This window comes from Blautia coccoides (assembly GCF_034355335.1).
In the GTDB taxonomy this organism is placed as follows: Bacteria; Bacillota; Clostridia; order Lachnospirales; family Lachnospiraceae; genus Blautia; species Blautia producta.
This window is the reverse complement of record NZ_CP136422.1, coordinates 572,002-597,161: the sequence shown is the minus strand read 5'-3', so window position 1 is coordinate 597,161 and position 25,160 is coordinate 572,002. Positions and strand designations below refer to the sequence as shown.

Sequence of the window (25,160 nt, the reverse complement as noted above, 5' to 3'; positions counted from 1 at the left end):
TGGAGCATAGTGGGGGTGCGGACGCAGTCTCGGATCATCAGCTTAGCTAGTCTATGAGGGTCTGTTAAAATGTCCGCATCACCGACTCTCCGCACCTCCCTCTCTTGCCTCTTATTTTAGGCTAAAATAATAATACTTTTTGATAATAATTATTTTCCATTAAACTAATCACTTTACATCGTTTTTTATAACACGCTATCCCAAATTTCAATATATGATTTAAACCAAGTTCCTGAAGTTCTTGAACATAATTTTTGTCCTCTATCTGCTTCAACGCCTGTTTACACCCGGCCTCAAGATTTTCATCATCAGAATACTTCACTTCAACTACAATCCCCATATCCTTCTCTTCAATTTCTACAAGGATATCACTATAGCCTTCACCGGATTCACGATTAGACCATACATTCCAATTCCTTTAAAGCCAAGCAATCCCAGCAGAATCCCATTATAAAAGTTTTCTTTTCTGTCCTTTTTAACAAAGGTGTCCCTGATACTGATGGTCTTCCTGAGATAGGAATTAAACTGCTTCTCCATCCTTCTTTGCTGTATCCCGAAACCAATCTGTGATCTGCTTGGTGAATATCTTTCTGACCTCCTGATTTGGAATTGCCAGACTAAATATATCTCCATCCGGTTCTCCCTGCTGAGTCAGATAGCCCGTTGTATACAAAACACTCCAGATGTTTTCCGTGTTATTATATAGCTCCCGATAAGTCAGTTCCTGGCGGATTTATTTTTTAATTATATCACCTGCTACAAGACGCTCTATTTCACGCTTTGTTGTGTTTGTTTCTGCATTTTCTATAAAATGCCTGACGACCTCATTACTGCTGGTATTTGACCAATAATCCTTTGGCAGTGCTTTTGGATCAAACCTGAGTTCATCACAATAACATATCACATCCCACGGACAATAAATATGCACTTTTCCAAAGCAGTACCCCATCATACCACTCTTTCACTATACTGTAGAACTCAGTAAGTTCGTAGTATTTTAAAAGCTCCTGCACTTCCTTGTCTGTAAATCCAAAATACTCGTCAAACCTCACATCCGCAATAGAAAGTACCTTTAAATTATTCAGCCCCGTAAAAATGCTTTCCTTTGATACACGAAGACATCCGGTTAATACAGCAAACTGCAGGCTGTCATTCGTTTTCAGGGCCTGTTCAAACAGGTTTCGTATCAATAACACCATCTCGTCATAATAGCCATTGTCAAATGCCTTCGCTAAAGGGACATCATACTCATCAATCAGTATGATAACCTTTTTCTCATAATGCTTTTGAAGCAGCATAGATAAAACCTTTAAACTGCTTATCAGCACTGTATCGGACATAATAAAACCTTGGCAGTTACTTTCATCTATCTCTGTCAGCTGATCAAATTGTTTCTTTTCCTTTTCGTTTAGTTTAGGACTTCCTGACAAAAAGTAGAATCTCAAAGCTTCATTTCCAATGATTGAACTCATCATAGAGCGTGCAGCCGAAAAATCAGTACCGTTTACACCTTTTAAACTGATTGAAATAACCGGGAATTCTCCCATATATGCCTTACATAAATCTCTTTCATCTGAAATATCCAACCCTCCAAACAGATTTTTTTTATACTCTTTATCGGTGCTTATTTCAAAAAAACTTTTCAGCATGCTCATGTTAAGAGATTTTCCAAAACGTCTTGGGCGCGTAAAAAGATTAACTTCACCCCAATTGTATAGAAGTTCTTTAATGAGCCCAGTTTTATCAATATAATAAAAATCTTCTGTTCGGATTTTATCAAAACTCTCTATTCCAATGGGAAGTTTCTTTTTAATATTTTCATTCATTTCTTATGCACACCCCTTTCTGAAAAACCATATTCACTTAGTCATATTTCTTATGGTTCACTTTACTACTCACTGATGCGGCCTGGAACACTTGACTGAATATAATTTCTATTCACACCTTTGTAAGGGTGGTAACACTTCAGTCTTAAATTTCGACGGCTTCATTATGCACTATTGCGAAGGTAAAAACTTGGCAAATACAGAAAAGGGTTATAGTATTGCATTTCAATCCACACCACCGCGAAGGTGGTGACGCGTTTTCATATGCTGTGAGATCTTCTATTGATATTTCAATCCACACCACCGCGAAGGTGGTGACATCCAGCATCTGTGTTGTGCCGCCTGCGGCGTATATTTCAATCCACACCACCGCGAAGGTGGTGACACAAGAAGAGGCCAATGCAGATGGGCTCTTCGTTATTTCAATCCACACCACCGCGAAGGTGGTGACAGGCACAGGTGGCATATACGGCAGCAAGCTGGAAATATTTCAATCCACACCACCGCGAAGGTGGTGACTCTCGGCGCCTTGGTCATGATGACAGCATTATCACATTTCAATCCACACCACCGCGAAGGTGGTGACGACACCAGTTTTGTGCGGTTGGTGTATGACAATACATTTCAATCCACACCACCGCGAAGGTGGTGACAAATTTGAATATGTATGCAGTCGCATCATCGCTCATTTCAATCCACACCACCGCGAAGGTGGTGACGCGCGAGCTGGGCTTCCGCCTCCGGCGTTTCTCCATTTCAATCCACACCACCGCGAAGGTGGTGACCCTGGGCAACAATACCAATGGGAAATACGCCTTTATTTCAATCCACACCACCGCGAAGGTGGTGACCGGAAGAAACTTGGAGATGCAGAATTGAACACAGAATTTCAATCCACACCACCGCGAAGGTGGTGACGAGCGAGAGTGGACTCAAAATGCGATATACCTTCATTTCAATCCACACCACCGCGAAGGTGGTGACAACGTATCGATAACGAAGATGGTACAAAATTATTATTTCAATCCACACCACCGCGAAGGTGGTGACGCCTCGCAAGCATTTGTAACTGTTGTTGTTGTATTTCAATCCACACCACCGCGAAGGTGGTGACTCCCGAAGTCTTAGCTCTGTATAGCCACATCGTATTTCAATCCACACCACCGCGAAGGTGGTGACTTTTTATCTAACTAATCGCTGAGGAGCGTGTTTTATTTCAATCCACACCACCGCGAAGGTGGTGACGATCTTTCAGGCAGATTAACTACTAGAATCGAAGATTTCAATCCACACCACCGCGAAGGTGGTGACTATAATTCCGATTCTGGGTCCAGGTCGGATATTTCATTTCAATCCACACCACCGCGAAGGTGGTGACGTAAGGGCTTTGGCTTCTTCCTCTGTCATGTTTTCATTTCAATCCACACCACCGCGAAGGTGGTGACGGGATATCATATACAGCTACGAAGAGGACAAGGCATTTCAATCCACACCACCGCGAAGGTGGTGACATCGGAATACCGCGCATCTCCTGCTCTGCAAATTATTTCAATCCACACCACCGCGAAGGTGGTGACCAGTTAAAATCTCCATACTTTGAAATGTCATCATATTTCAATCCACACCACCGCGAAGGTGGTGACCTAAGCTGCTGTTCCGGCACCGTACATCTTTTCATATTTCAATCCACACCACCGCGAAGGTGGTGACCGCCTAGTCCAATCTTTAGAGCTTTCCTTTAACATTTCAATCCACACCACCGCGAAGGTGGTGACTGTCCAGATCACATAATTTACGGTTTTCGTTATATTTCAATCCACACCACCGCGAAGGTGGTGACACTGTGGCATTGTCAATACTTAATTATCAATTTTATTTCAATCCACACCACCGCGAAGGTGGTGACGAAGTGACCATGAAAATAAGGATTCCGCGGTATATTTCAATCCACACCACCGCGAAGGTGGTGACAATTCCATTTTTTCCATGACATCACCTTATTATCATTTCAATCCACACCACCGCGAAGGTGGTGACCTGTCGTAGCCATCTTGTAACACTCATCAGACATATTTCAATCCACACCACCGCGAAGGTGGTGACCGTTCCACATTGCCTTCTATCTCGAAGATCTTATATTTCAATCCACACCACCGCGAAGGTGGTGACGCGACAGGATATCCTACACCTACAACGAGGTAGATATTTCAATCCACACCACCGCGAAGGTGGTGACACGCTCAATTGGGAAGAGACCTTTAATATGCTCACATTTCAATCCACACCACCGCGAAGGTGGTGACTAGCAGGAGACATTGAGGGCGCACCATACTCATCATTTCAATCCACACCACCGCGAAGGTGGTGACTATTTTCACCACTGTGGTGATAGGAAATTACGGTATTTCAATCCACACCACCGCGAAGGTGGTGACCTGGCATTCTCTTCTGCCCCTTCTGTTATCTGCCTTATTTCAATCCACACCACCGCGAAGGTGGTGACGATACGTGGCGTGTCTGTCTCCCCCACTCCATTGCATTTCAATCCACACCACCGCGAAGGTGGTGACAGGGATAGGTGAAAGGTATGGGTAAGATCAGATTATTTCAATCCACACCACCGCGAAGGTGGTGACCAATTACATTTCAATCATCCAGGAAACGCTGGGCATTTCAATCCACACCACCGCGAAGGTGGTGACATTCGTGACCACGGCCAGAAAACATTCCCTCATATTTCAATCCACACCACCGCGAAGGTGGTGACGTCCTGGATGCCGGACTTTATGCAGGGATTGGCCATTTCAATCCACACCACCGCGAAGGTGGTGACGTACTTAATAATCATCATCAGCTGCCTATAGAATATTTCAATCCACACCACCGCGAAGGTGGTGACCGATATCCGCAAGCGCCTGCTGAACCGTCAAGTCATTTCAATCCACACCACCGCGAAGGTGGTGACTATGACTGAACGAGAGCTGAAACAGATAGGCATATTTCAATCCACACCACCGCGAAGGTGGTGACGGATGGTAATATGCCAAAAAGAAAAAGAATGCCATTTCAATCCACACCACCGCGAAGGTGGTGACGCATCCGTATCTGCATAACTGTACAGATATACGCCATTTCAATCCACACCACCGCGAAGGTGGTGACAGCAAAAACATCTAATTTTCCTCTGATGTTTTTGTATAAAAATACTAATTTTCTTATTATTATGATAATAAAATCATTACCATCTACCAGTTGTTATATAATCCATTTACTTTTCGACACATTCTTAGGTGCGAATGACCCAAGATTTTTGTGTCAGCTTGGGATTCGCACTAAAAAATCAAAGTCGAATCAGCCGCAGTTCCCCTATCCACACCAAAATGTTCCACTTTAGTCTTATAGTTATTTCCTAGGTAATAAAATCTGAGACTATCAACCTCCTTATCAATAATTCCTTCTAAAATAGCTTTTAAAGAAACGCATTGAGCATTATCAAGAATGCACTCAAATACTGAGTTCTGCACTCTTCGCCCATAATTAACACACTGTTTTGCAACCTTTCTAAGTCTTCTTTTTCCTGCATCTGTTTCTGTATTTACATCATATGTAATAAGAACCAGCAATCATATCACCTACTTCCAAAAAAACGGAGGGTATTCATCTAAATCTCCTCTTATATAGCGGGCAAGTAACAAGGCTTGAACATACGGTGCCATCCCCCATTCAATTTTCTCCTCTAAAAACGGATGTTTTATCATTTCTTGTTTTTTAGCCTGCCAGGCAGATAAAAAAGATTTCCTGGTTTCATCGTCCAGCACCACTGCTCCATTTTCCTTTTGAATAAATCCTTCTTTTTTTACAATACGTTTATTTATCAATGTAAGAACAAAACGGTCGGCCATCACACTACGAAATTCTTCCATCAGATCTAAAGCCAATGACATTCTGCCTGGTCTGTCTGTATGCATAAACCCAACGTATGGGTCTAACCCAACCGATTCTAAAGCTGAGCCGCACATCCCGGCAAGAAGAGAGTACGTAAAAGAAAGCATCGCATTAACACGGTCAAGCGGTGGCCTTTTATTTCTTCCTTTAAAGTAAAAGTCTTCCTTTTGCTGAAGGATCAAATCATCAAATACTGAAAAATATAGGGAAGCGGATTCTCCTTCTATTCCTAATAGTTCTGATGCATTCTTACATTTTCTCACAGCATGAAGATTATCCGCCAGCATGGAAGATTTTTTCTTAAGCAATACGGAATCCAGCCTCATAGAATAATCCCTAGATGCCCTTTCTAATACCCATCTGGAATTGTATACTTTGCCTGTAATAAAATCTCTTGCAATACAGAGACTTTGCTCCTTATCTCCGCTTATCTTATACTGCTGTTTTCTTAATAAAACATTTCCGCGCACTTCACCTGAAACCCGCGCAAGAAACCTCCCGTTTCCAGACATAAAACACAGATCGATATTCCTTTTAGCACATGCTCCCATAAGAGCGGGGCTTGCGCCAGTATATCCGAAGGTTACAATAGATTCAAGATTATGTAAAGGTACACGACCAATTTCTTTTTGTTCTTCTAAAACAACTACATTTTCCCCATCCAGGGACAGATACCGGTTATTAGAAGTTACATACAAGGTATTCAACAGCCTTTTCATCCATCTTCCACCTCCGAAATATTTTTTATTATATAATCCGCTGCAGATTTCCCCTTATTTAAGACCGGAAGACAAATATCTTTCAAAGAACATGCATTGCAGCTCTTGGTACGCTTTACTTTCGGTGTATATCCACGCTCATAATACTGATGCATTTCAGCGAAAGCACCTTTTGTTTTTTCTCTTAGCTCCTCACTAAACTCCACTTTTTCTCTCCGGCGTATTTCACCGTAAAATAAATATCCCATAGGGATCTCACAGTATAGCATTTCTTCCAGGCAGAGAGCCTGAGCCATTAGCTGCATTTTATCTGCATCATTTGCCTTTGGCTCACCACGTTTATATTCTATAGGTATAACAATATATTTCCCATCTCTGCCTGATAATGTAATACCTTCCTGACTTTTGTGGAATTCCACTACATCACATTCACCACTGATACCCAACACTCGTGAATGGACGGGCATTGCTCTTGAAACAATTAACTCCCCTCTCTTTTCCTTAGCGCTCACATCATGGGCTTTTTCATGTAGTATTCTGCCCTCCGCAGTACGGACATTTTCCTGCCATTGAAGTTCTATATATGCCAAAGCCCACTGTCTTCTGCAAAATGCAAAATGCTGGACACCGGATAACTGCAGGAAATTATCCTCATCATACAAAATCATACACCTCCGGTTCAACACATCCCAAGGGTTCCCAATGGATTTTATAATCTTCAAATGACTTCGGGTGTTCCACTTTTTCAATCCTGAATGCCCTCTGTATTTTTCCAGAAGAAACAGCCGGTGTCTTATCTTTATGCTGCCACCAATAAAGTTTACAGACCTCCATACTGCCTTCCGGTCTGGCAGACGATGCATCATTTTCAAACAACGTCTTTAATGCTTCTTTTAATAACTGTGCATCTTCATGTGTAAATCCTGTTTTTTCGGCAAGCTGTACATTGACGCTTCCCTGCACTTTATATACCCCAAACCCTACTCTATGTTTTGTTCCCATTGTATCTGATGCTTTGCTGTCTTTTCCAGATTCACTATTTACACTTTTTGTTATCTGCATACTAATTACATCCACGGGAGAAAGACTAACAGCCTGATGTATAGATACGGGGCCTCTGACCCCTACTGATACATCATCCCCCTTAAAAGCGAACACCTGGCCAAAACTCCGCACATCTATCCATTCCCTGCATGCAATTTTCGCAAATATATCACGGTTTGCCTTTTTCTTTTTATCCATTTCAATCTTAAGCTCTTTACACCCTTCTGCTCTATCCCTCAAACTAGTGTAGGAATCATCGGAACGGTCATCTGACTGTACAAAAATCCGTCCTCCCAAATCCTGTAGACGATTTCGGATTTTTCTCTTTAAACACACGTCAGAAATCTCCCCATATCCATCTAAATTTACACGCGGCCTGTTTCCATTTAACGGATCACCATTAGGATTTGCATTTAATGCTGAAATAAATAATGTAAAATCAATTTTTCCCATTAAATCGCTCATATTTTTATTCCTCCTCACTTGTTATATCTTGCGCTTTATCCGCTTCCTTATTTCTCAGCTCATAGGACTCACTATGAAATCCCAACAAATAAAGCCCATCTAATTTGCTGTTATCCTTAAAAGTTTCCTCATCAAACAACTCACAAATTTCTTCTAACTGTTTGCAATAATAAATTTTCTCCTGATACTTTAACTTCGAAAAATATGGTGCTAAACTCTCCTCTATTATCTTCCATGTCTCATATGGCCGCTGTGAAAACATGCTCATATACCTTCTGGCATTGGTTTCCCTGTTCGCATCTCTGTCCTTTTTATCAAATGTCCTATATTCCACCCGGTCCGCAACTGCCAACAGCCTTCCATATAAATAATTCCTGTCCCGGCTTTTTCTATTCAATGCCAATGTCCATACCTCCTTTGGGTTTTGCTGCTTTTTCATCTTTTTTACAAGGGAGCATGCCAGTGATAATGTCCGCTCCCAGTTATACCTCTTTTCATAGGATACAGGTGATGACGCTCTGGATACTGCAAGATTTACCATATCAAACGGCACATCCATCTGGTCCCATATACAAGGAATCAAACGCCTGTAAATCTGACCATATAACTTACTTTTATTTCCCAGAGAAAGTATTCCATTCTGCTCTGTACCATAAATTATATCGGCAATTTCTTTCACACCAACCATCCCTTTATAGTAATAAGAACCACCCTCCTTAAACTTTAAATGCAGCCATTCACACTCTTTATGCCAATATTTTATATTATCCAGATATCGTGATGTCTCCAGATTCTTGTACTCTACCAGCGCAAGTCGGCCCGTAGTTGCCGCATCAAATGCCATTAGTACCATACGTGACATATTCTCCAGTTTTCGTCGATATCCAAGCAGTGCAGCACTAAATTGGAAAGCTCCTGCTTGATTGCCATCCCATACCTGAACCTCTTCCTCCTCCTCGCCCCAATCCTCTTCATACTGACTGCAAATTGAGTCTGTATCCAAATCCCACTCCGGCATTGGACACAAATCAGATTCCCACGATACGATACAAAATGTATCTATGTTTTTCCCCTGTCTTCTGATAATCCATTTTAGGGCATTATGTACCTTCTGGGATGTTTCATTGCCAATAGCAAACGCCTGCTCCTTATTATGAAATCTTCCTCGAAAAGTATAATAATCCTTATCATTGGAAGAAATCAATTTAGAATTATCGCCCTCATTTCTAATTTTTTTGGAATGTAAATAGGTTGGCTGTTCAATATTACCCGACAAATAACAGATATCTTTTTCTGTCATTAAAGATCGATAATACTGAATGAATCGCTCCTGCAAAGTACGATCCAACCAGCATTCTGAATAATATTGACCTGTTATATCAGACAAGATATCCTCATCCCCTTGATATTCCTCTAATATACGAAATCGTACAAATGACTTATCCTGCTCAATCCCCTGTATTTTAACTGATTCAGATAGTTTCCCGTTTTCTCCCAGCTTTAGCACACCCTCATTCACCAAATCCCAGATCAGACATTTTTTACTCAAATACAGATATAATGCATCTACCTTCTTATGGGAATACAATGAGATATGCCACCTTCTTAAGGCTTCTATATATAACTGATAGCACTCTTCAGCGTTCTTAGTACCCTCTATGCAATAGTCTTTATAATCACCTGACAAATATTTAATATTATCACATAAAGGATGAGGTACTACTGTTGAAGTCCGGCTGGCTGAATTCTCTGTGACTGGTATAATCGTAAGTTTGTCCTCGTTTTCAACAAGTTTTGCATCTTGAAACTCACCACTTTCGCTAATTGTCACCGTAATCTGTGCCGTTACCGTAGTATGAAAAGGAGGAAGCAGAACCAGTGGAATCTTTTCTAATCCATTTTTTCTAATCTGTTCTTTATACCGCATTTCGCCCGCTAAATATTTATTTTTCTCATATAAATCACATAACTCACTTACCCAATCCAAGCACTTTCCTCCTCTTCAAATTCCTTTAATCCTGTGAACTCGCCTTCACCAAATGATTTTATACCCATTTGCCTAATATATCGTTTTATCGTACATTTTTCTGGGCGCTGGAATTCAATTATTCCCCCCTTCTTCATTACAGGATTCCAAAAACGTACCGTCATTTTCCCTTTATCTTCTTCCAGTACCGCCTCATCTGCGTAGGTTATCCCATGATACATGAACCCATATGCCACTTCACCCGTCATATCATCATAATAACTTTCTCCATCTCCAAATACACATTCCTGGACAAGTCCCTGACATTCACGTGTTCCTAAAAATATGTCTCTTCTCCCTCCACGCATAACCATACGCTTTGCAATATTATGATGTTTGTTTTCATTTCTGTCATGAATCAGCTCTTTTCTGTTTTCATTCCATTCAAAATGAGCTCTCACCTGATAAGACACATTTTTTAAATATGTATAATATGCCAGGTCATTTCCTCCATTATATACGATTGGCCTTACCCCCTTCGTTTCTGTTTGTATCCCATTCATAACCCGCACTGCATCTATGATCCAAACCAAAGTGGGTTTCCAATAAATACTTTGAAGAATCCCCTTTAATGCCTCGTATGTAGGTATGTGATAGCTGCACTTTTCTCCACCAACACGCATAACAGGATTAGCAAATAACGCATAGTCACCGCTCACCTGAAATTCCACAGTATTCCTGAATTTCTCCATGATCTCACCTCCTGATCCTTACATGAACATATTCTTTAACTTGGGATTCTCTAAAACCCCTGTCTCTTCATCATAATAATCATCACTCAACACAAGGATCCTACCCTCGCAAATATTACTAACCGCTCTCCCTAACCTATCTTTCATAGCCATTGAAATTCCAACTGTATATCCCTGAATCGCTCTTAGATTTCTTCTGCGACTGACCGCATCAATATAAGGATTTTCCAATTCATTCAGTATTTTTTTTGCTATGCCATCATAGGCCGCAACCACTTTTACTTTCCCATCTTCATCAATTACCTCAAATATGTCTCCTGCAGTCTTAAATGCCTGGTTTAACATTCTACTTCTTTTAACAGGTTCATTTTTGTGAGCCGCTTCATAGCGATTATATCCTATCAGATTATTTGACAATAATTCTACCAATGTGGTTTGTATCCCATTCACACAAGCTGGAAAATTTGTCTCCACACCAACTTTTTTCAAATAGTATCTGTTATAATAGTAAGTGACTGCTTCCAGTGAACTTAGATCATCAGAAAAGATTTCCGCATGGCTGTTGAATTGATACAGGACCTCCTCCATTGCCGTCTGAGCATCTCTGATATCTCTGTTTCTGGAAAGGTTTTCTGCCTTTTGTGACATTTTTACTATATATACATCTCCGCTATCCCTCTCCCTATGTCTGTTGCATCTGCCCGCTGCCTGGATAATATTATCCAGACCTGCCATTGAACGTATTACACATTTAAAGGAGAAGTCAACGCCGGCTTCCACTAACTGTGTGCTGACACAGATAACTGTATCTTCTTCACTTTTCTTTTCATCTAATTTCTTCTTAATATTTCTTAAAACAGATTTCCTATTAACCGGGCACATATTCGCACTTAAATGAAATAAATAATGATGCTGCTGTCCCCCATATCGTTCTTTTAAACCATTAAACACTTCTTTTGCACATGGCTTTGTGTTAACTATTATTAAAATCTTATTTTGTTTCGGTATTAGTTCCTCAACAAAGTCCAATAAATCTTCAACTTCAAGTCCACCACTTTTCAGTTGCGTCTTATCAATAATATTTGTCCTCTTAAATGCCTGTACATATATTGGAGGATTTTCTATCATTTCTTTTGATTCAAGAACTCTATTTTGAGGTATTTTTGCTAAAGAAGGCTGTGTTGCGGAGCACAAAACAACTGTCGTGCTGCAAAATGAAGTAAGAAAATTAACTGCAAGATTAAAAAGTTCTGTACATTTAACCGGAAAAGCCTGCACCTCATCAAATATGATCACGCTATTACATAGGACGTGCATTCTTCGGAGACTCATTTTACTGGAAGAATATAACGAGTTCAAAAGCTGTACCGCAGTTGTAACGATAACCGGGCAATCCCAGCTTTCTGATAACTGTCTGTAACGTTCCTCATCTTCATCATTTTCCTGTACCACATTACAGTGATGTTCCAGAACAATGTCCGGTTTTCCGATTGCTTCTCGTATTTCAGATGCATTCTGCTCTAACACAGAATTGTATGGTGCCACATAAATTATGTGCTTCTTTTTAAACTTTTCAGCATGATAAAGCGCAAATCTGAGGCTACTCAGTGTTTTACCTGCACCGGTTGGGACTGTAAGACGATAAAGCCGACATGAAGTGATTGCCGTTTTCCTGCAGTATTCGGAAATCTCCTGTCGGTATTTATCAACAGGGCTGTCTTTTTTATTCTTTCTCATCTGAGTAAGATAGCTTTCAAAATACCTGATACATTGACTCCAAATCCTCTGTGTATCATCTGCTGTTTTCCTGAAAGTAACATCGACATGCTGATTAAACGCGGCAGTATCCGACCAGTCACTGTCTAATAACAGGGAAAGCAAGATTCGTTCGTACATTCCCAAGAAAAAATTTTCTGTACCATAAATACGCTCCCTGCCACCACTTTTAGCTATAGTTTTTATTTTGTCTTTCAATATCTGCACATCGTCCTGCGCCCGCAAGCAGTACTTCTTCAAATTTTCTACAGGATAAAGTTTAAAGTATCTGCTGCAGATCGTCTGCATATCTATTTCCTTTTTCTGTCGTTCTTCCTCCAAAGATACTGCCGATTCCAAATCGATACAATCCTGTAACCCATGATGGCAGTACACAGCTATACTAATCATTTTTGCCAACAAGGTTCCCGGCAATAAGCCCAGGGCTATTCTTCCACCTGCAGTAGAATGATCGATTTTTCTCCTTACAGTTTCTCCATTAGATTCTATCACCGCCTGCATATAATCCTGGAATTCTAAACAAAATTTACCGGAATCATGCAGTATTGCTGTAATGACCACCAGATTTTTCATTAACTGTAAAGGACAGTTGACACTGGAAAGTTTTTCTACACTTAATAAATGCTGTTCCAAAAACTGTATATCACCTGTTTCGGGTATGACATGAGCTATATACTTATTTTTTTCAAAGTTTGTGTTTATTTTATCCATCAAGAACTTATCCTTCGCATATTTTTGTATACTTTTTATACTTTTCTCAATCTTAATCCTTGTTTATTATACATATTAACCATATAATATCATATAAATCTTTTATTTACAAGCCTCACGTTTTAGTATATAACAAAATATGTTACTATTCAGCCTTTCGGCTTCATAGCAACAAAAACATGCAAAAAGAAAGCATGAGCCAGATGATAAGAATATACTACTGGAGAAATTCAATACAAAATGACACTACCTGCCCTGCCGCTGTTATCCTCAGAATACCAATACGTCTGCCAAACGCCGTGTACAACAGCCCTCCCATCAGCATCATCAAAAGCACATTCAAAAATATTTTCTCTGCCAATAGTACCCAAAAGGCACTTGTTCATATTTATTTGCGGATAAGGGTTCCGTGAGAAAACGGTGGATAAAAAACAATAAGCAGCCAGACAAATACTCCCGCTATACAGACTGCCTGCTCATTTTATGGACGTTTGACGAGGCTTTTTTCATCCCAAATTGTAAAAAACATGATTATATACTATCCATACAAACCGCACAATTTTTTGTTTTATACCCATCTTTATATCTATATTTTACATTATTCCGGCAATCGCTCTATTTCTGCCAAAACAAAAGCCCTGCTGCGGAAACTTTTAAGCAGCCTTCCACAGCAGGACTTTTTCATTTTAACTTCTTAACATCACATAATTAATAACATGCCTGGTTCAGCAACGCCGTCACAGCTCTCCCATCAGCTCCCACAGCTCTCCCTGTTTCCCCGTCTCATACAATTCCATATGTTCCAGTCTCTCATTTTCAGAAATCCCCGGCTGGTTTATCTGTACAGGCCCTGTCTTCACAACTTCTTTCTGGCTGTACATGCGTTTCCTAATGCTGAGCTGGTAGAACAGACTGAATCGGTTGGTAATAGAACTCTGGCTCAGATCTGACAGGCAGATCAGCTGTATTTTGAAGGTTTTTGCAATATCCATCACTGCTTTTAAGAGGTGTTCAGAAGATGTCTTTGCAAAAGGATTATCCATTATCAGCACCTTGGACTCCAGCATGGCATCTCCTCCGGCATTTCTTCTGGTAACTTCCCTGACATAAGATATGAGAGTTGATACCAGAGTGAAAAATACCACAAACTTTTCACCTCCCGAATTCTGATCCATGGCATCCTCCCAGCGTTTCAGGCCGCTGTTCTTTTCATTCAAGTCGATCTTATAGACAAAAACAGGTATTTTATTCGTTCCCGTCACCTGGTTCAACAGCTCTCTGCCGGATGTGAGAGCAGAGAGCTTCTCCCGTATCTTCTTCTCATTTCCGGATGCATCTTCTTTTTTATTCAAAGAGACCATGATCTCCAGACATCTGTTTATATATTCATCCATCCGTTCCCGTACTTTGTTGTCCAGTTCCCTGGGCACGTCGATTTTCAGCATCTGGACCGGCCTGCTTTTCTGGCTGAGACGGATCCTGGATTTTGACACAATGGCTTTGATCTCCTCATAAATTCCGGTTCCGTAGCTGACGCACTGATCTACGATCTGGTTCCTGGTGCGGCTGATCGTCTCCAGCTGTGTACTGTAATAATCCAGAAGCTTTTCCAGGTTTTCACGCTTGAGCATGAACTCTTCCAGATAAAAATAAATGGTATCATAGGAAAGATCCACATCCTCCAGCGGCATGGAAGACAGCGATTCCAGAATATCCTCCACACATTGATTTTTACCTCTGTACCGGTCCCTTATATCCAAATACCTCTTGCTGCAATTCCTCTTTTTCTGCTCTGCTGATCTCCGCGCCTGCCTGTATTCCTCCTTCATGTCCAGGAACTGCTTCTCCATATCCTCTTCCAGCTTCAGATGTACATCCGTTCCCGCTGCTGCCGGAACCACATCACGGATCCTTTTCTGCAGGCTTTCACAGTCTTCCCTCAGACGCTTTAATTCCTCTGCCCTCTCTCTGAGTTTATCTGATTCAAACCTGAGATTTTTTCTCCTCCGCTCATAATCCTGGCATATCTCTGCATCGTCAAGCGGCTGCTCCAGTCCAAGTTCCTTTAGTCTGCTTTTTGCATGATTCCTGTCTGTCTCTATTTTTGCAGCCCGGATTCCGGTTTCACGATAATTTTTGTCACTCTCCTCCTTTTTTGCTTCCAGTTCCCTGATATCCTTTTTCAGCTCCCTTTCCCGTTCCGGGCGGTATGCAAGCTGTTCATATTCCTCCCTGGAAACTTCCAGCTCTTCCGTCTTTTCCTCCTGACGGCCAAGCTCTCTTCTGGCTTCTTCCATTTCTCTTTGCAGGGCTGCCTGGTTTTTCTCCCGTTCTTCCGTCAGTGTCCTGTATTCCTGCTCCATCTTCTCAAATGCTTCGTCCAGAACCTCCGCCTCTTCTGCCTCCGCATAAACTGCCACAGTCTCTTTTGCCCGCCTACATAGATTTTCCATCCGTATACACTGCTCCCGCAGCTGATTTTCTTTTTCCCTGCATGCTTCCAGCTGTCTCTTACATTCTACTGCGCTTTTATCCAGCTTTTGCAGTTCTTCCATGGTGACAGTATACGCCTTAAAATCAATCTGATACTGTACATCCGCTTCCAGAAATTTCTCATAGCACTCTGCTTTTTCCTTCGCATCAGCCAGCATTTCCCTAAACTTTGGCAGCATCTCTGCCAGACGTTCCTGTTCTTCTTCCAAACTGGTTGCTTTTATGTCCAGGCGCTCCTTTTCCGTTGTCATCTTTGCCAGTTTCTGTTTCCCCTGCAGGATCTGTTTTTCAAATTCCTCTTTTGTACCTTTTTTATAATGAAAGCTTTCCAGCCTGATCTTTGCCTGATATAACTGCTGTTCCTCTTCCCCCCTGTTTTTCATGAGCTTTTCCAAATCTTCCCTCTGCATTTCCAGGCGCTGCAGATACTCCTCTCTCTGTACATCTGAGAAGATCTGTTCTTCATAAACCGCAATAAACTCTGCCTGCTCCCCCAGGATCACCCTCTGCTTTTCCTGTACCAGTTCATTCCCAAGCTGTTCATAGGTAAACACTGGTATGATCTGCCTCAAATAACACTCCCCGAAAGAAATATGATCCAGCTTACCTAAATCTTTCTTCTCCAGGATCAATCCAAAAGGCAGCATGGGATTTCTCAAAAGCTGCTGTTTTCGGTTCTCCTCCGGCAGATTCTGCAGATAGGCCTCCCCGGTCTGAAAACTGATATCCTGTTCCTGCACTGCCGCAAGAAGTGTTTCAGGCAGATAGACACAGTGGTTCCTGATTCCGGAAATCATATCTCCTATCTGCCGGTGTTCGCTTCTCGCCTGATATGTCCATGCTTTCTGCAGGTCCATCTTTTCTTCAAAAATACGCCTGAGGGCTTCCGGTTCATACAAAAGTGATTTCTCCACACCATACTTATCCAAATAGGCCTCACACTGTGCCTTCCCATCCAGGAAAACAGACTGCTCGCGACGGACTTCTGCCAGTTCCTGTTCCAGATCATACAGGCTGCGGCTCTGTTCTGTCACCTTCTGCGCCAGTTCTATTCTCTGCTCCCTGATCCCGGCCTCCTGTTCTGTGCACTGACAGAACTTTTTGCCGCTCTCCTTCACATTCTTCTCCAACAGCTTTTTATACTTCTCTGTCTCCTGGGTATCCAACTGTTCCAGAACATTTCTTGTCAGGGCAAAGCCCAGTCTTTCAAAGACACGTTCCTGCTCCTTTTCAAACTGCTGCACCCTGCTTCTAAGCGCCCCGGCTTTTACTTTCAGATTCCCCCACTTTGCCTTGTCCGCATCTTCCTTTTCCCTCAGTTCTCCGCACAAAGCGCTGAGTTCATCTATCTCTTTCTGCAGATCCTTCGCTTCTGTTTCAAGGGCACGCTGACGCTGTTTGCTCTGCAGTTTCAGGGAATAGGCCAGATCCTTCAGCCTTTTTTCCAGACTTTTGTCTCCCTGTTCCCGCTCCATTTCCTGTTTCAGGGCAGAGATTTTTCCCCGGAGTCTCCGGATCTCCTCCATGATCCCTGCGCCCTCCTGGCAGTTCTTCTCCCTACGGCACCGGGCCAACTGTTCCCGCAGGCTCTCTCCCTCTGCCTGCAGTATCCGCACCTGTTCCGACGCCTCCAGAAAATCCTCCTGGGACTGTCTGTACGTTTCAGACGCTTCCTCCTGATCAATATGCCGCAGTTCCGCAAACAGTTCTTCCTGCCGGAAATTCACTTCCTCCCTGTCAGCGCCCGCATTCCTTGCCCGAATGCCAAGAGCCTGATACATTCCGTTCAGCTTGTTCTGTATCTGCGTCCTGGTGTCAAGCGCTCTGCACAATTCATCCATGTCTGTTTCCAGAGCCTTTTGTTCCTCCAGGTATTCCTGTATGATCTTCTGCGCCCGGATGTACTCCTGGTTTTTTATGGTATCCGACACCAGGCCTGCGAGCAGTTCCTGGATCCCTGTATCCTCCGTCTGCCCCGCAAGCTGGGATTTTTCTATGTTTTTAATGATCCATTCATTCAGCACGCTGTCTGATGTGCCGCATTTATCAAAGAACTGTGTGATCCCGCCCTCATCATTGTTCATACGGGCAATGATATTTTTCCATTCTTCCTGGGAAATGCCGAACTGCCCCAGAAGTTTCCTGTACTCGCCCACATCCTCTCTTCCGAAGTAAAACATCTCCCGATGGCTTCCCACCACCTTCTTCACACTTTCCCTTGCCCGCTCAAAAGGCAGGAGCACCTGCCGCTCCCCATCCATTCTGACAAAAGGCACAGCCTGCAGATCAAATTCACAGGCTCTCTGATAATGGCTGGCAAACGTAAAGTAATGGATCTTGTTGCTCTCCTCCATATTTGCAGAATTCCCAGGCGCAATGGCAATTCCCATCATCAGATAATCCTTCACAGAAGGGTTGTCCAGAAGCCATTCTATGAGAACATATGCAGGGGCGCTGTTTCTCCTGAAATAGTCGGTCATTTTCCGCTTCTGCAGTTTTAAGTCGGGCAGGATAGGCTGCATAAACAACTGGATCAGCACGGTCTTTCCTCCCCCGTTTGACAGATTCAGAAGCGCATTTTCCCCGTCATAAAACCGGAAAGTCTCATCCGGGATTTCTCTGGTATCATTGTTGTAGGAAAAATTTATAATTCGGATTCTGTTAATCTTAGGCATCTTCTATTCTCCTTGCGCAAATATTCCGTGGATCTCCTGTACCCGTTCCTCATCCAGATAATAATAGAGGAACAGATCGTCCATACGCTTTGTCCTGCGGATCTGCCTTCCATCCTCCAGAATACGGATGAGGCGTTCCTCCTCAAGCTGGGCGTAAGCACGTTTTATGGTCCCTATTTTTGACTTTCTGGCCGCGCTGTCCCCGATCTGTTTATTATCCCAGAGCTGGGATATCCGTAGGAAGTTCACTCCATATACCTCTTCTGCTTCCATGGCAGCATCCTCATTTTCCAGATAACCTTTCATCCTCCGGTCCAGCTCCTCAAGCAAATCTTTCGTCTGGATAAATTCCCTCTGTATGGGATTTGTATTCTTTCCCCCGTAAAAGAGATAAAAGATCAATATACAGATATAGCTCTGCAGATACGCATCTGCCATCCTGGCATCAGCAGAGATCCTGGTGCGGAAGTCCTTCATGGTATATCCCATCACATCATTGTCCATATTGGGGATCAGATAAACCTTTGTCCCCGTGTCCAGGAGCCGGAAATCCAGCTCTTCTTCAAACTGCTCCAGGATCTGACGCACCTCTTCATTTTTCAGATCCATATATAGCTCACTGTCTGTTTTTGCATCCAGCTCACCCTTTTCCATTAATCTTCTGTAGATTGCCAGTGCATTTTTAAGCATTCTCTCCATCCCCGCTTTCTGCCTCTTCTCCCCGGTGCAGCTTGACACACACCTTCAGGTCATCCATCATTACGGTCCTTTGGACCAGTTCCGCAATCCCCTCCCTGTCCGTATGTTCCTCCTCCAGAACTGCCCTGAACTTTTCTCCGGTCTTTTCAAAATGCAGCTCCTCCACACCGAAAAAATCGGGATGTTCCATTTCCATCCGGTACATACAGCAGGCAAGGTCAAATTCCCCGTTGGAGCCGGAAACACCCCGGTCCGTTCTGTTTTTCCACTCTTCCACATTGATACACTGATGCTCATAAAGCTTCAGCATAACAAGAAAAATCCTGTTTTCCCGGGTATATCGCTCGAATCTGGGGGAAACTTCCCGAATATGTTCATATAACCGGGAAAAAGTATAACTTCCTCCGCTGTCCGCCGCGTATTTAAAAATGCGCTCGATCAGACGCTCATACATGGCATCCAGCATTCTCTGCCGTTCTATGCGCAGATCTTCTTCCAGTAATTCATCCTCCAGAGTTGTCTCCTCCTCCTCTGTATCCCGGAGTTTCCCCTGCCTCTGGTAAAGCAGCCCCAGATTCAGCCGCTTCTCAAACCTTGGTCCGGAAAGAGGACGGAACAAATCCCATAATCTCTGCACCTGCTCTCCTTCAGCCCCTGTAAACGGCTCCAGTATTTCCTTCTGAAAATCATACCTGCGGATCATGGAATTGTAGAAACTGTTCCGTATTGTCTCCTCGTAAATGTCATTCATGCGGAACCGGCCGGCGATCAGGTTCCTCTGCTCACTGATCACAATCTGAAGGTTCCGCCTGATCATAGACAGATTCTCCATTGCCTGCACCATAGCGGCATCAGGGACAGTGCCTGTCTCCATCTCACCCCGGATCCGCTCTTCATCCTTCTCCACAGCCCGTTTCAGTTCCAGCATTCCCTCATATTCCTCGTCGATCAAATGATAGGTCTGCTTCAGAAGCTCCTCATGCTCTCCCCTGTCAATGGTGTGGATGTTCTCCCGGATGCGGTCCACAAAAGACTGGATTTCCCTCTTTTTCTGCCGCAGCATGCTGATCAGCTCACGGCTCTGTTTCAGGGCATGCTTGTAATTTTTCCGTTTCAGCAGCTCTTTCAACTTTAACTGTTCCAGCTTAAAGTCAAGCTCCCTGTCAATCTCCTTTGTCCTGAATAAAAAATCATATCCCTGATCCGTGAGCTGATAGACTATTTTCCCCTCATCAGTCATCTTATCCTCGATCAGCCGAACCCGATGCTGTACCATACCCTTATCGTAATGCATGACAGCATAAGTCCTGGCTGTGCCCTTGTTCTGCAGAATGTCCCTCACCATATATTCTGTAAGCCGGAGTATCTGGTCAAAAGAAAAATCTTTCCCATATGCGGGAAGCGTATCATCTAAAAAACCGGCCATTTTCTCAATGGTACAATCATCGTTTTCATTCAGCGTCCGTTCCATGATATATACTAAAAGAGAGAAGAACACATTATCCAGTTCTTCTCCCCCAAACCAATCCTCTATCTCACTGTTTTTGTTTTTGCGGTTCACGATCGAATCCACCACCGCGGCAAATCCCATCCGTTTTTCAAATCCTTCTAAAAATTCCAGCATGACTGTCACCTGCACATATTCCTGTAATCCTGATAATTTAAAATTTCCTGGGGGATCCTTCTGTTCTCCTCCAACACCTGCTGTACAAAACTGCGGTATGGCAGCGGAAAATACTCCAGGAATTCCCTTTTCCAGCCGATTTCCCTTTTATCCCTGCATTTTTCCAGAACCCGCTTTTCCTCCAGGGCGCGCTGCACCATAAAATGATAAAGCGGAAGACATGGTTCCATGGACAAATCCGGATTCTGTTTTTTCGCATCGTAAAAAATCCCGACCCCAGCCCGGTCAATGTCTCCTGCATAATAAATCCTCTGCCCTGTGCTTCTGCATCCCATCTCCTCCAGAAATGCAGATAAGCCTTCCTGCTCCCTTGTGATCTTATTTCCTTCTCCATAGACTAAAAGCCCAACAGAGATTCCGAAAATACGTTTTTCCTGGTGTTCTCTCAGCGCTCTGCCAATAGAATACCAGGAGTCCTTATTCTCCAGGACCAACACATCCCCTTTTTCCCCGGGCTGAAAAACACGGCAGAAAAAGGGTTCCGGTGCATGATAATAGCGTAGTTTCTCTTCATCCAGGCGATGGAAAGCCAGAATGGCCTTTCCCTGCCTGCTCTCTAAAAACTTCTCGTCCCCCCAGATGGCATATGATTTCTCTTTCACAGACATCCACCGGCCCAGGCGCTCATCCTCCTGCCAGAGGAGCCGGCTAAGCTGCAGGACATAGTCCCTGGACTCCTCAAATTCCCCGGGCTCCTTCAGATACCGGTCAATGGCAAGGGTTGGATGAAGACTGCGTATTTCCGGAAGGAGATAACTGTAATCCCGTTTTTCTGCTACCTTGCGGTATTCACGGTATACCTGGGGAACAAAAGATGTTTTTCCCGATTTTCTGATCGGTGCTATGACACCTTGTTCACATAATTCTTCCAATACTCCATGGAGCTCTTCGTATGACAGATCCGGGGAAAGCTGTAATATTTCCTCATATCCGAATCTGTTTTTTTTGATCCTTTCCAAGTCCGGTCGTTTCATTCCCTACACAATTTCCTCTTCCGCCAGAACAGGAATCTCCTCCTCAAAACTCTCTGTCTCCATCTCACCGATCACCGCTTCCCCGGCCTGTCCGTACTGATACATCTGGTCCAGGAATTCGATCGCTGCCCTGATTTTTGTCCGCAGAAGGTATCCCCCCGTCTGCGTTGCCTTTGCCAGTTCTTCCACTGACACCTGAGGCTCCCATCCATAAGCCCTTCCGTGAAACTCCTGGAGTTTCTGCAGGATCTCATGAATCTCGTCCTTTGTCAGCGGCTGAAGCTGTTCCGCATCGGTGATCAGCCCCAGCACCGTCTTCATAGGCTCCATATCCTCAGGAAAGGTCTCAGCCAGGGTATCAAATTCATGCTTGGCCTCAACCACATCCTCCACGTAAGAGGCTCCCAGCGCAAACATGGTATATGTGGATTCCAGACGGCTCCCCGGAAGCAGAAACTCACCCATATTTCTGTAGGCTTTTAATCTTGTCTTTTTACCCAGCCGTCCGATCAGTTCCGTCTCATCAAAAAGGATCACCCAGCCATTATACCCCATTTTCACAAACAAATGGCTTAAAAAGTCAAAATAATCCATTGCATGCTTCGTCTTGCTGAAGTTTACATTATATTTTACTCTCTGCTGAAAAATCCTCCGGTAAATCTGGCGCAGGGACGCATTCGTAATAAAATCCCCCTCCAGATCTGCCTGCAGCAGAAATTTTTCATCCTGGTCCTCTGTATTCAGATAAGACTTGAGAAGGTAATATAACTTATCCGTCTCCAGTTCCTTTCCCCCATAGAGCTGCATTTCACTGGCAAGAGGGCTGTTGGGCGTCATCTTTTCCAGCTCCTGAATAAATCCCGGCTGCAGACGTTTTGGCAGATATGTATTGTTCACCAGCTTCTGGTACAGGAGATAAAGCTTGTCAAAGGGTGCCTCCTTACTCAGTGACAGATAGGAAACTACCATATTGTTGGAATGGGCCAGATTGAAGACTGTGTTCAGCAGATGGGTCTTTCCCTCTCCGTATTTTCCTGCGATTATTTTGCCGGAAGATTTTCCGGTCTCACATACCCTGTCCATTTCCTGGGATATTTCCTTCATGATCTTAGGCCGTGCCTCAGAAAAATACTGTCCCACTGCCCTGGAAGGGATCCCCGAGCGCAAAGCTTCTATCACGTGACGCGCTTCCATATCAAACATCATTCCTCACCTCCCAGCACAGCCCTGTTTATCAGACCGGGGATTCCTATGGCGCCCACTTTTGACTGGATCAGGATTTCTTTTATCTTCTCCCTGTCAACTGCTGCTGCCCGGATGCCGCCTCTGTCTGCACACCTTGCCAGCTTTTCCCACATATCCTCTGCAACTGCCTCTGTATATTCCTGCGCTGCCAGTCTGTCCATATCCACAATATCTGTAAAACGGTTAAATCTTTGGCTGACAATTTCGCTCTGTATCCGCATCCAAAGAGCCTGATAAGACTTGATCCCTGCTTTGTCGTTATCCAGCAGTTCCCGGTCAAAGGCAAAAATAAACATAATATTCTTCAGAGTATCAATATCATCGATCAACTGGCGGATGCTCTCGTAAGTATCTTCACGTTTCAGCTTGGTATAATGGAGCGGTTCCAGGCTGGATCTGCTCAAAAGGATCTCCATATCATCCACAGTGACCAAAAGTCCCGAATAACCTGCCATGTGAATGACCTGAGCCAGGGAACGAAGCATATGTCTTGCATTTACCCTGGTGATCCGTGCCGGGGACAGGCCGAGAGAGCGAAGGGATGTTATCTTCACACTCCTGTCTCCTGCGAGCCAGCCCAGGAGCAGTTCCTTATTCTGTTCCTCCAAAAGGGGATGTCCCAGTATCCCTCCTGTCAAAAGACTGCAGGCCAGAGCAAAATTATTGTCGATCAGAGGGTTTTCCAGGAACATGCTTTTGAGCTGCAGCCGGATTTCCCTTCTGGTGATGGCATCCGCCATATTCTCCCTGGAGAGGTAATCCATAAATGTCATATCCTCCGGAACCTCCCTGTAGTCAAATCCGCAGTTTTCTATGATCTTATAACTGCACCGCTCAAGACACGCCAGAAGGTCACTCTGCCTGAGCACCTCAACATAAATTTCCCTGAAATCATGTATCCAGATATCCTTTGCGGAAAATGTCGCAGTCACATAGTTTTCCTGCTCTGCCAGGTGCGCGGTCAACTTCAGCAAATGTGATTTGCCGCTGCCCTTCCGGCCGCTGACGAACTTGATCTTGCTTCCGCCTTCCGTAATATATTCCTGCAGGTACTTCTCCTGCCAGAAATCTGTCAGAAAAGAAACTCCTGCTGACAGTTCCTCAAGCATACTGCCGTCATCCGGCGCCATACATTCTGTAAGCTGCATATATGGTGTCTCTTCCCGGGTATCTCTCCCGAAATCCTCCATGCTATATTCCTCCACCATGATCCTCCTCTGTACTTCTGTCCGCCAATTCCTGAACTGCCGCTGTTATTTAAAGAAACGGATCGTCGCCAAATATTGTTCCTGTCCGTCCTGATCCAGGATCCTGATAGCCTGGTTAATGTTCTTACTGGGGCCAAACTGGAACCGTCTTCCGTCCCTGGTCTCCTCCACATCAGAGGAATACAGTCTTGCAAGGTCAAAGGCATAACTCTGCTGGTCATAATCCCTGCGGAATCTGCCCATAGGCGCCAGGAACTTATACAGTCTGGTGAGATACAGATCTGCCTCCGGCCGCTTTCCCTGCTTCAGGACAGCCAGATCATATGCCTCTGCCAGTTCATTGACAAATGTGGCTGCATTGAAAGACGCTTTCATAAGCTTGTCCTGTCCGGTCTTGATCCTCTGCACAAAACTCAGTGGGCGCATACACTGCACCTTTTTCCGGTCCATATAGATATCCAGATTTTCCATGTCAAAACGTACTCTGTAAGGAAACATCTCATAGACCGGGAATTCCCCTTTTACATCCACGCCGTTATCCGCGCAGTAAGCCAGCATCTGCTCTGCAAAATCCCCGCCCTCAAAATAGGCCCTGCGGTCAAATTCTGCAGCCAGTGCCTTTACTGCCTCCAGAATTTTCAACTGCTCTTTGCAGGCTTCCTGAAGGAGTTCCATATCCTTATCAAAGCTTTTCAGATCACCGGTCTCTATTTCCTTATTCACGGACTTCTGCAGGCGCTGTACCAAAGATGTTTTGTCTTTTAAATCCTTTGAAAGTGCCTGATATTTTATATATAACTCTTCGTAATCCATTTTGCATAGACCTTCTTTCCTGTTTTATATTGAGTATACTGAATTACAGCAGGTTTTTCAATGTTTTCTTTGTCCATCTAAAAAAAGAAATATCTCCAAATATCTAAATTTCATTTTGTATTTGTCACTTCCTCTATAGTTTTTCACACGCTGACAAGTTATCGG

At 43.6% G+C, this 25,160-nt stretch carries 14 protein-coding genes, 1 pseudogene and 1 CRISPR repeat array; all 15 genes and pseudogenes read right to left on the bottom strand.

Annotated elements, in window-relative coordinates; all coding sequences use genetic code 11:
• Positions 1-121: 121 nt before the first annotated feature.
• Positions 122-1,826, bottom strand: a pseudogene (locus BLCOC_RS27480) (AAA family ATPase).
• A 222-nt stretch (positions 1,827-2,048) separates the two neighbouring features.
• A CRISPR array of direct repeats spans positions 2,049-4,988; the repeat unit is 32 nt; unit sequence ATTTCAATCCACACCACCGCGAAGGTGGTGAC.
• Between the two features lie 170 nt (positions 4,989-5,158).
• On the bottom strand, positions 5,159-5,449 hold the full coding sequence (cas2, locus tag BLCOC_RS02565) for a CRISPR-associated endonuclease Cas2 (protein ID WP_115624287.1): 291 nt from the start codon (positions 5,447-5,449) through the stop codon (positions 5,159-5,161).
• Between the two features lie 9 nt (positions 5,450-5,458).
• Entirely contained in the window at positions 5,459-6,490 is a 1,032-nt protein-coding gene (gene cas1c / locus BLCOC_RS02560) for a type I-C CRISPR-associated endonuclease Cas1c (protein ID WP_115624286.1), read from the bottom strand.
• Positions 6,487-7,155, bottom strand: coding sequence for a CRISPR-associated protein Cas4 (gene cas4, locus BLCOC_RS02555; protein WP_115625531.1), 669 nt, complete (start codon positions 7,153-7,155; stop codon positions 6,487-6,489). Before cas4 ends, cas1c begins: the two co-directional genes overlap by 4 nt.
• On the bottom strand, positions 7,145-7,999 hold the full coding sequence (gene cas7c, locus BLCOC_RS02550; RefSeq protein ID WP_115624285.1) for a type I-C CRISPR-associated protein Cas7/Csd2: 855 nt from the start codon (positions 7,997-7,999) through the stop codon (positions 7,145-7,147). The genes cas4 and cas7c overlap by 11 nt, the downstream gene beginning before the upstream one ends.
• A 4-nt stretch (positions 8,000-8,003) precedes the next feature.
• Positions 8,004-9,986: a type I-C CRISPR-associated protein Cas8c/Csd1 gene (gene cas8c / locus BLCOC_RS02545; RefSeq protein WP_115624284.1), complete on the bottom strand. Its 1,983-nt coding sequence runs from the start codon at positions 9,984-9,986 to the stop codon at positions 8,004-8,006.
• On the bottom strand, positions 9,974-10,717 hold the full coding sequence (gene cas5c, locus BLCOC_RS02540; RefSeq protein WP_115624283.1) for a type I-C CRISPR-associated protein Cas5c: 744 nt from the start codon (positions 10,715-10,717) through the stop codon (positions 9,974-9,976). Before cas5c ends, cas8c begins: the two co-directional genes overlap by 13 nt.
• A gap of 18 nt (positions 10,718-10,735) precedes the next feature.
• A complete protein-coding gene (gene cas3, locus BLCOC_RS02535; RefSeq protein WP_115624282.1) occupies positions 10,736-13,204 on the bottom strand; it encodes a CRISPR-associated helicase Cas3' in 2,469 nt (822 codons plus the stop codon).
• Positions 13,205-13,941: 737 nt separating this feature from the next.
• Positions 13,942-18,372 (bottom strand): coiled-coil domain-containing protein, encoded by a 4,431-nt coding sequence (locus BLCOC_RS02530; protein ID WP_115624281.1) that lies wholly within the window; start codon positions 18,370-18,372, stop codon positions 13,942-13,944.
• Between the two features lie 3 nt (positions 18,373-18,375).
• Positions 18,376-19,062 carry a DUF6063 family protein gene (locus tag BLCOC_RS02525; RefSeq protein ID WP_131918365.1) on the bottom strand — a complete coding sequence of 229 codons (687 nt, stop codon included), beginning with the start codon at positions 19,060-19,062 and terminating at the stop codon, positions 18,376-18,378.
• Complete coding sequence (locus BLCOC_RS02520) at positions 19,055-20,695, bottom strand: hypothetical protein (RefSeq protein ID WP_115624279.1); 1,641 nt, start codon at positions 20,693-20,695, stop codon at positions 19,055-19,057. The genes BLCOC_RS02525 and BLCOC_RS02520 overlap by 8 nt, the downstream gene beginning before the upstream one ends.
• Positions 20,696-20,700: 5 nt before the next feature.
• Entirely contained in the window at positions 20,701-21,729 is a 1,029-nt protein-coding gene (locus tag BLCOC_RS02515) for a Wadjet anti-phage system protein JetD domain-containing protein (protein ID WP_115624278.1), read from the bottom strand.
• A 3-nt stretch (positions 21,730-21,732) separates the two neighbouring features.
• Positions 21,733-22,935 (bottom strand): BREX system ATP-binding domain-containing protein, encoded by a 1,203-nt coding sequence (locus BLCOC_RS02510; protein WP_227225526.1) that lies wholly within the window; start codon positions 22,933-22,935, stop codon positions 21,733-21,735.
• Complete coding sequence (locus BLCOC_RS02505) at positions 22,932-24,182, bottom strand: BREX system ATP-binding domain-containing protein (protein WP_115624277.1); 1,251 nt, start codon at positions 24,180-24,182, stop codon at positions 22,932-22,934. Before BLCOC_RS02505 ends, BLCOC_RS02510 begins: the two co-directional genes overlap by 4 nt.
• Before the next feature lie 45 nt (positions 24,183-24,227).
• Complete coding sequence (locus tag BLCOC_RS02500) at positions 24,228-24,995, bottom strand: hypothetical protein (protein WP_115624276.1); 768 nt, start codon at positions 24,993-24,995, stop codon at positions 24,228-24,230.
• Positions 24,996-25,160 lie beyond the last annotated feature (165 nt).

Bases quoted from the DNA above. Each gene is read 5' to 3' on its own strand.
- cas7c (WP_115624285.1), bottom strand. From the start codon at position 7,999: ATGAGCGATTTAATGGGAAAAATTGATTTTACATTATTTATTTCAGCA.
- BLCOC_RS02500 (WP_115624276.1), bottom strand. From the start codon at position 24,995: ATGGATTACGAAGAGTTATATATAAAATATCAGGCACTTTCAAAGGAT.
- BLCOC_RS02505 (WP_115624277.1), bottom strand. From the start codon at position 24,182: ATGGTGGAGGAATATAGCATGGAGGATTTCGGGAGAGATACCCGGGAA.
- BLCOC_RS02525 (WP_131918365.1), bottom strand. From the start codon at position 19,062: ATGCTTAAAAATGCACTGGCAATCTACAGAAGATTAATGGAAAAGGGT.
- cas5c (WP_115624283.1), bottom strand. From the start codon at position 10,717: ATGGAGAAATTCAGGAATACTGTGGAATTTCAGGTGAGCGGTGACTAT.
- BLCOC_RS02510 (WP_227225526.1), bottom strand. From the start codon at position 22,935: ATGATGTTTGATATGGAAGCGCGTCACGTGATAGAAGCTTTGCGCTCG.
- BLCOC_RS02530 (WP_115624281.1), bottom strand. From the start codon at position 18,372: ATGCCTAAGATTAACAGAATCCGAATTATAAATTTTTCCTACAACAAT.
- cas3 (WP_115624282.1), bottom strand. From the start codon at position 13,204: ATGGATAAAATAAACACAAACTTTGAAAAAAATAAGTATATAGCTCAT.
- BLCOC_RS02520 (WP_115624279.1), bottom strand. From the start codon at position 20,695: ATGCTGGAATTTTTAGAAGGATTTGAAAAACGGATGGGATTTGCCGCG.
- cas1c (WP_115624286.1), bottom strand. From the start codon at position 6,490: ATGAAAAGGCTGTTGAATACCTTGTATGTAACTTCTAATAACCGGTAT.
- BLCOC_RS02515 (WP_115624278.1), bottom strand. From the start codon at position 21,729: ATGAAACGACCGGACTTGGAAAGGATCAAAAAAAACAGATTCGGATAT.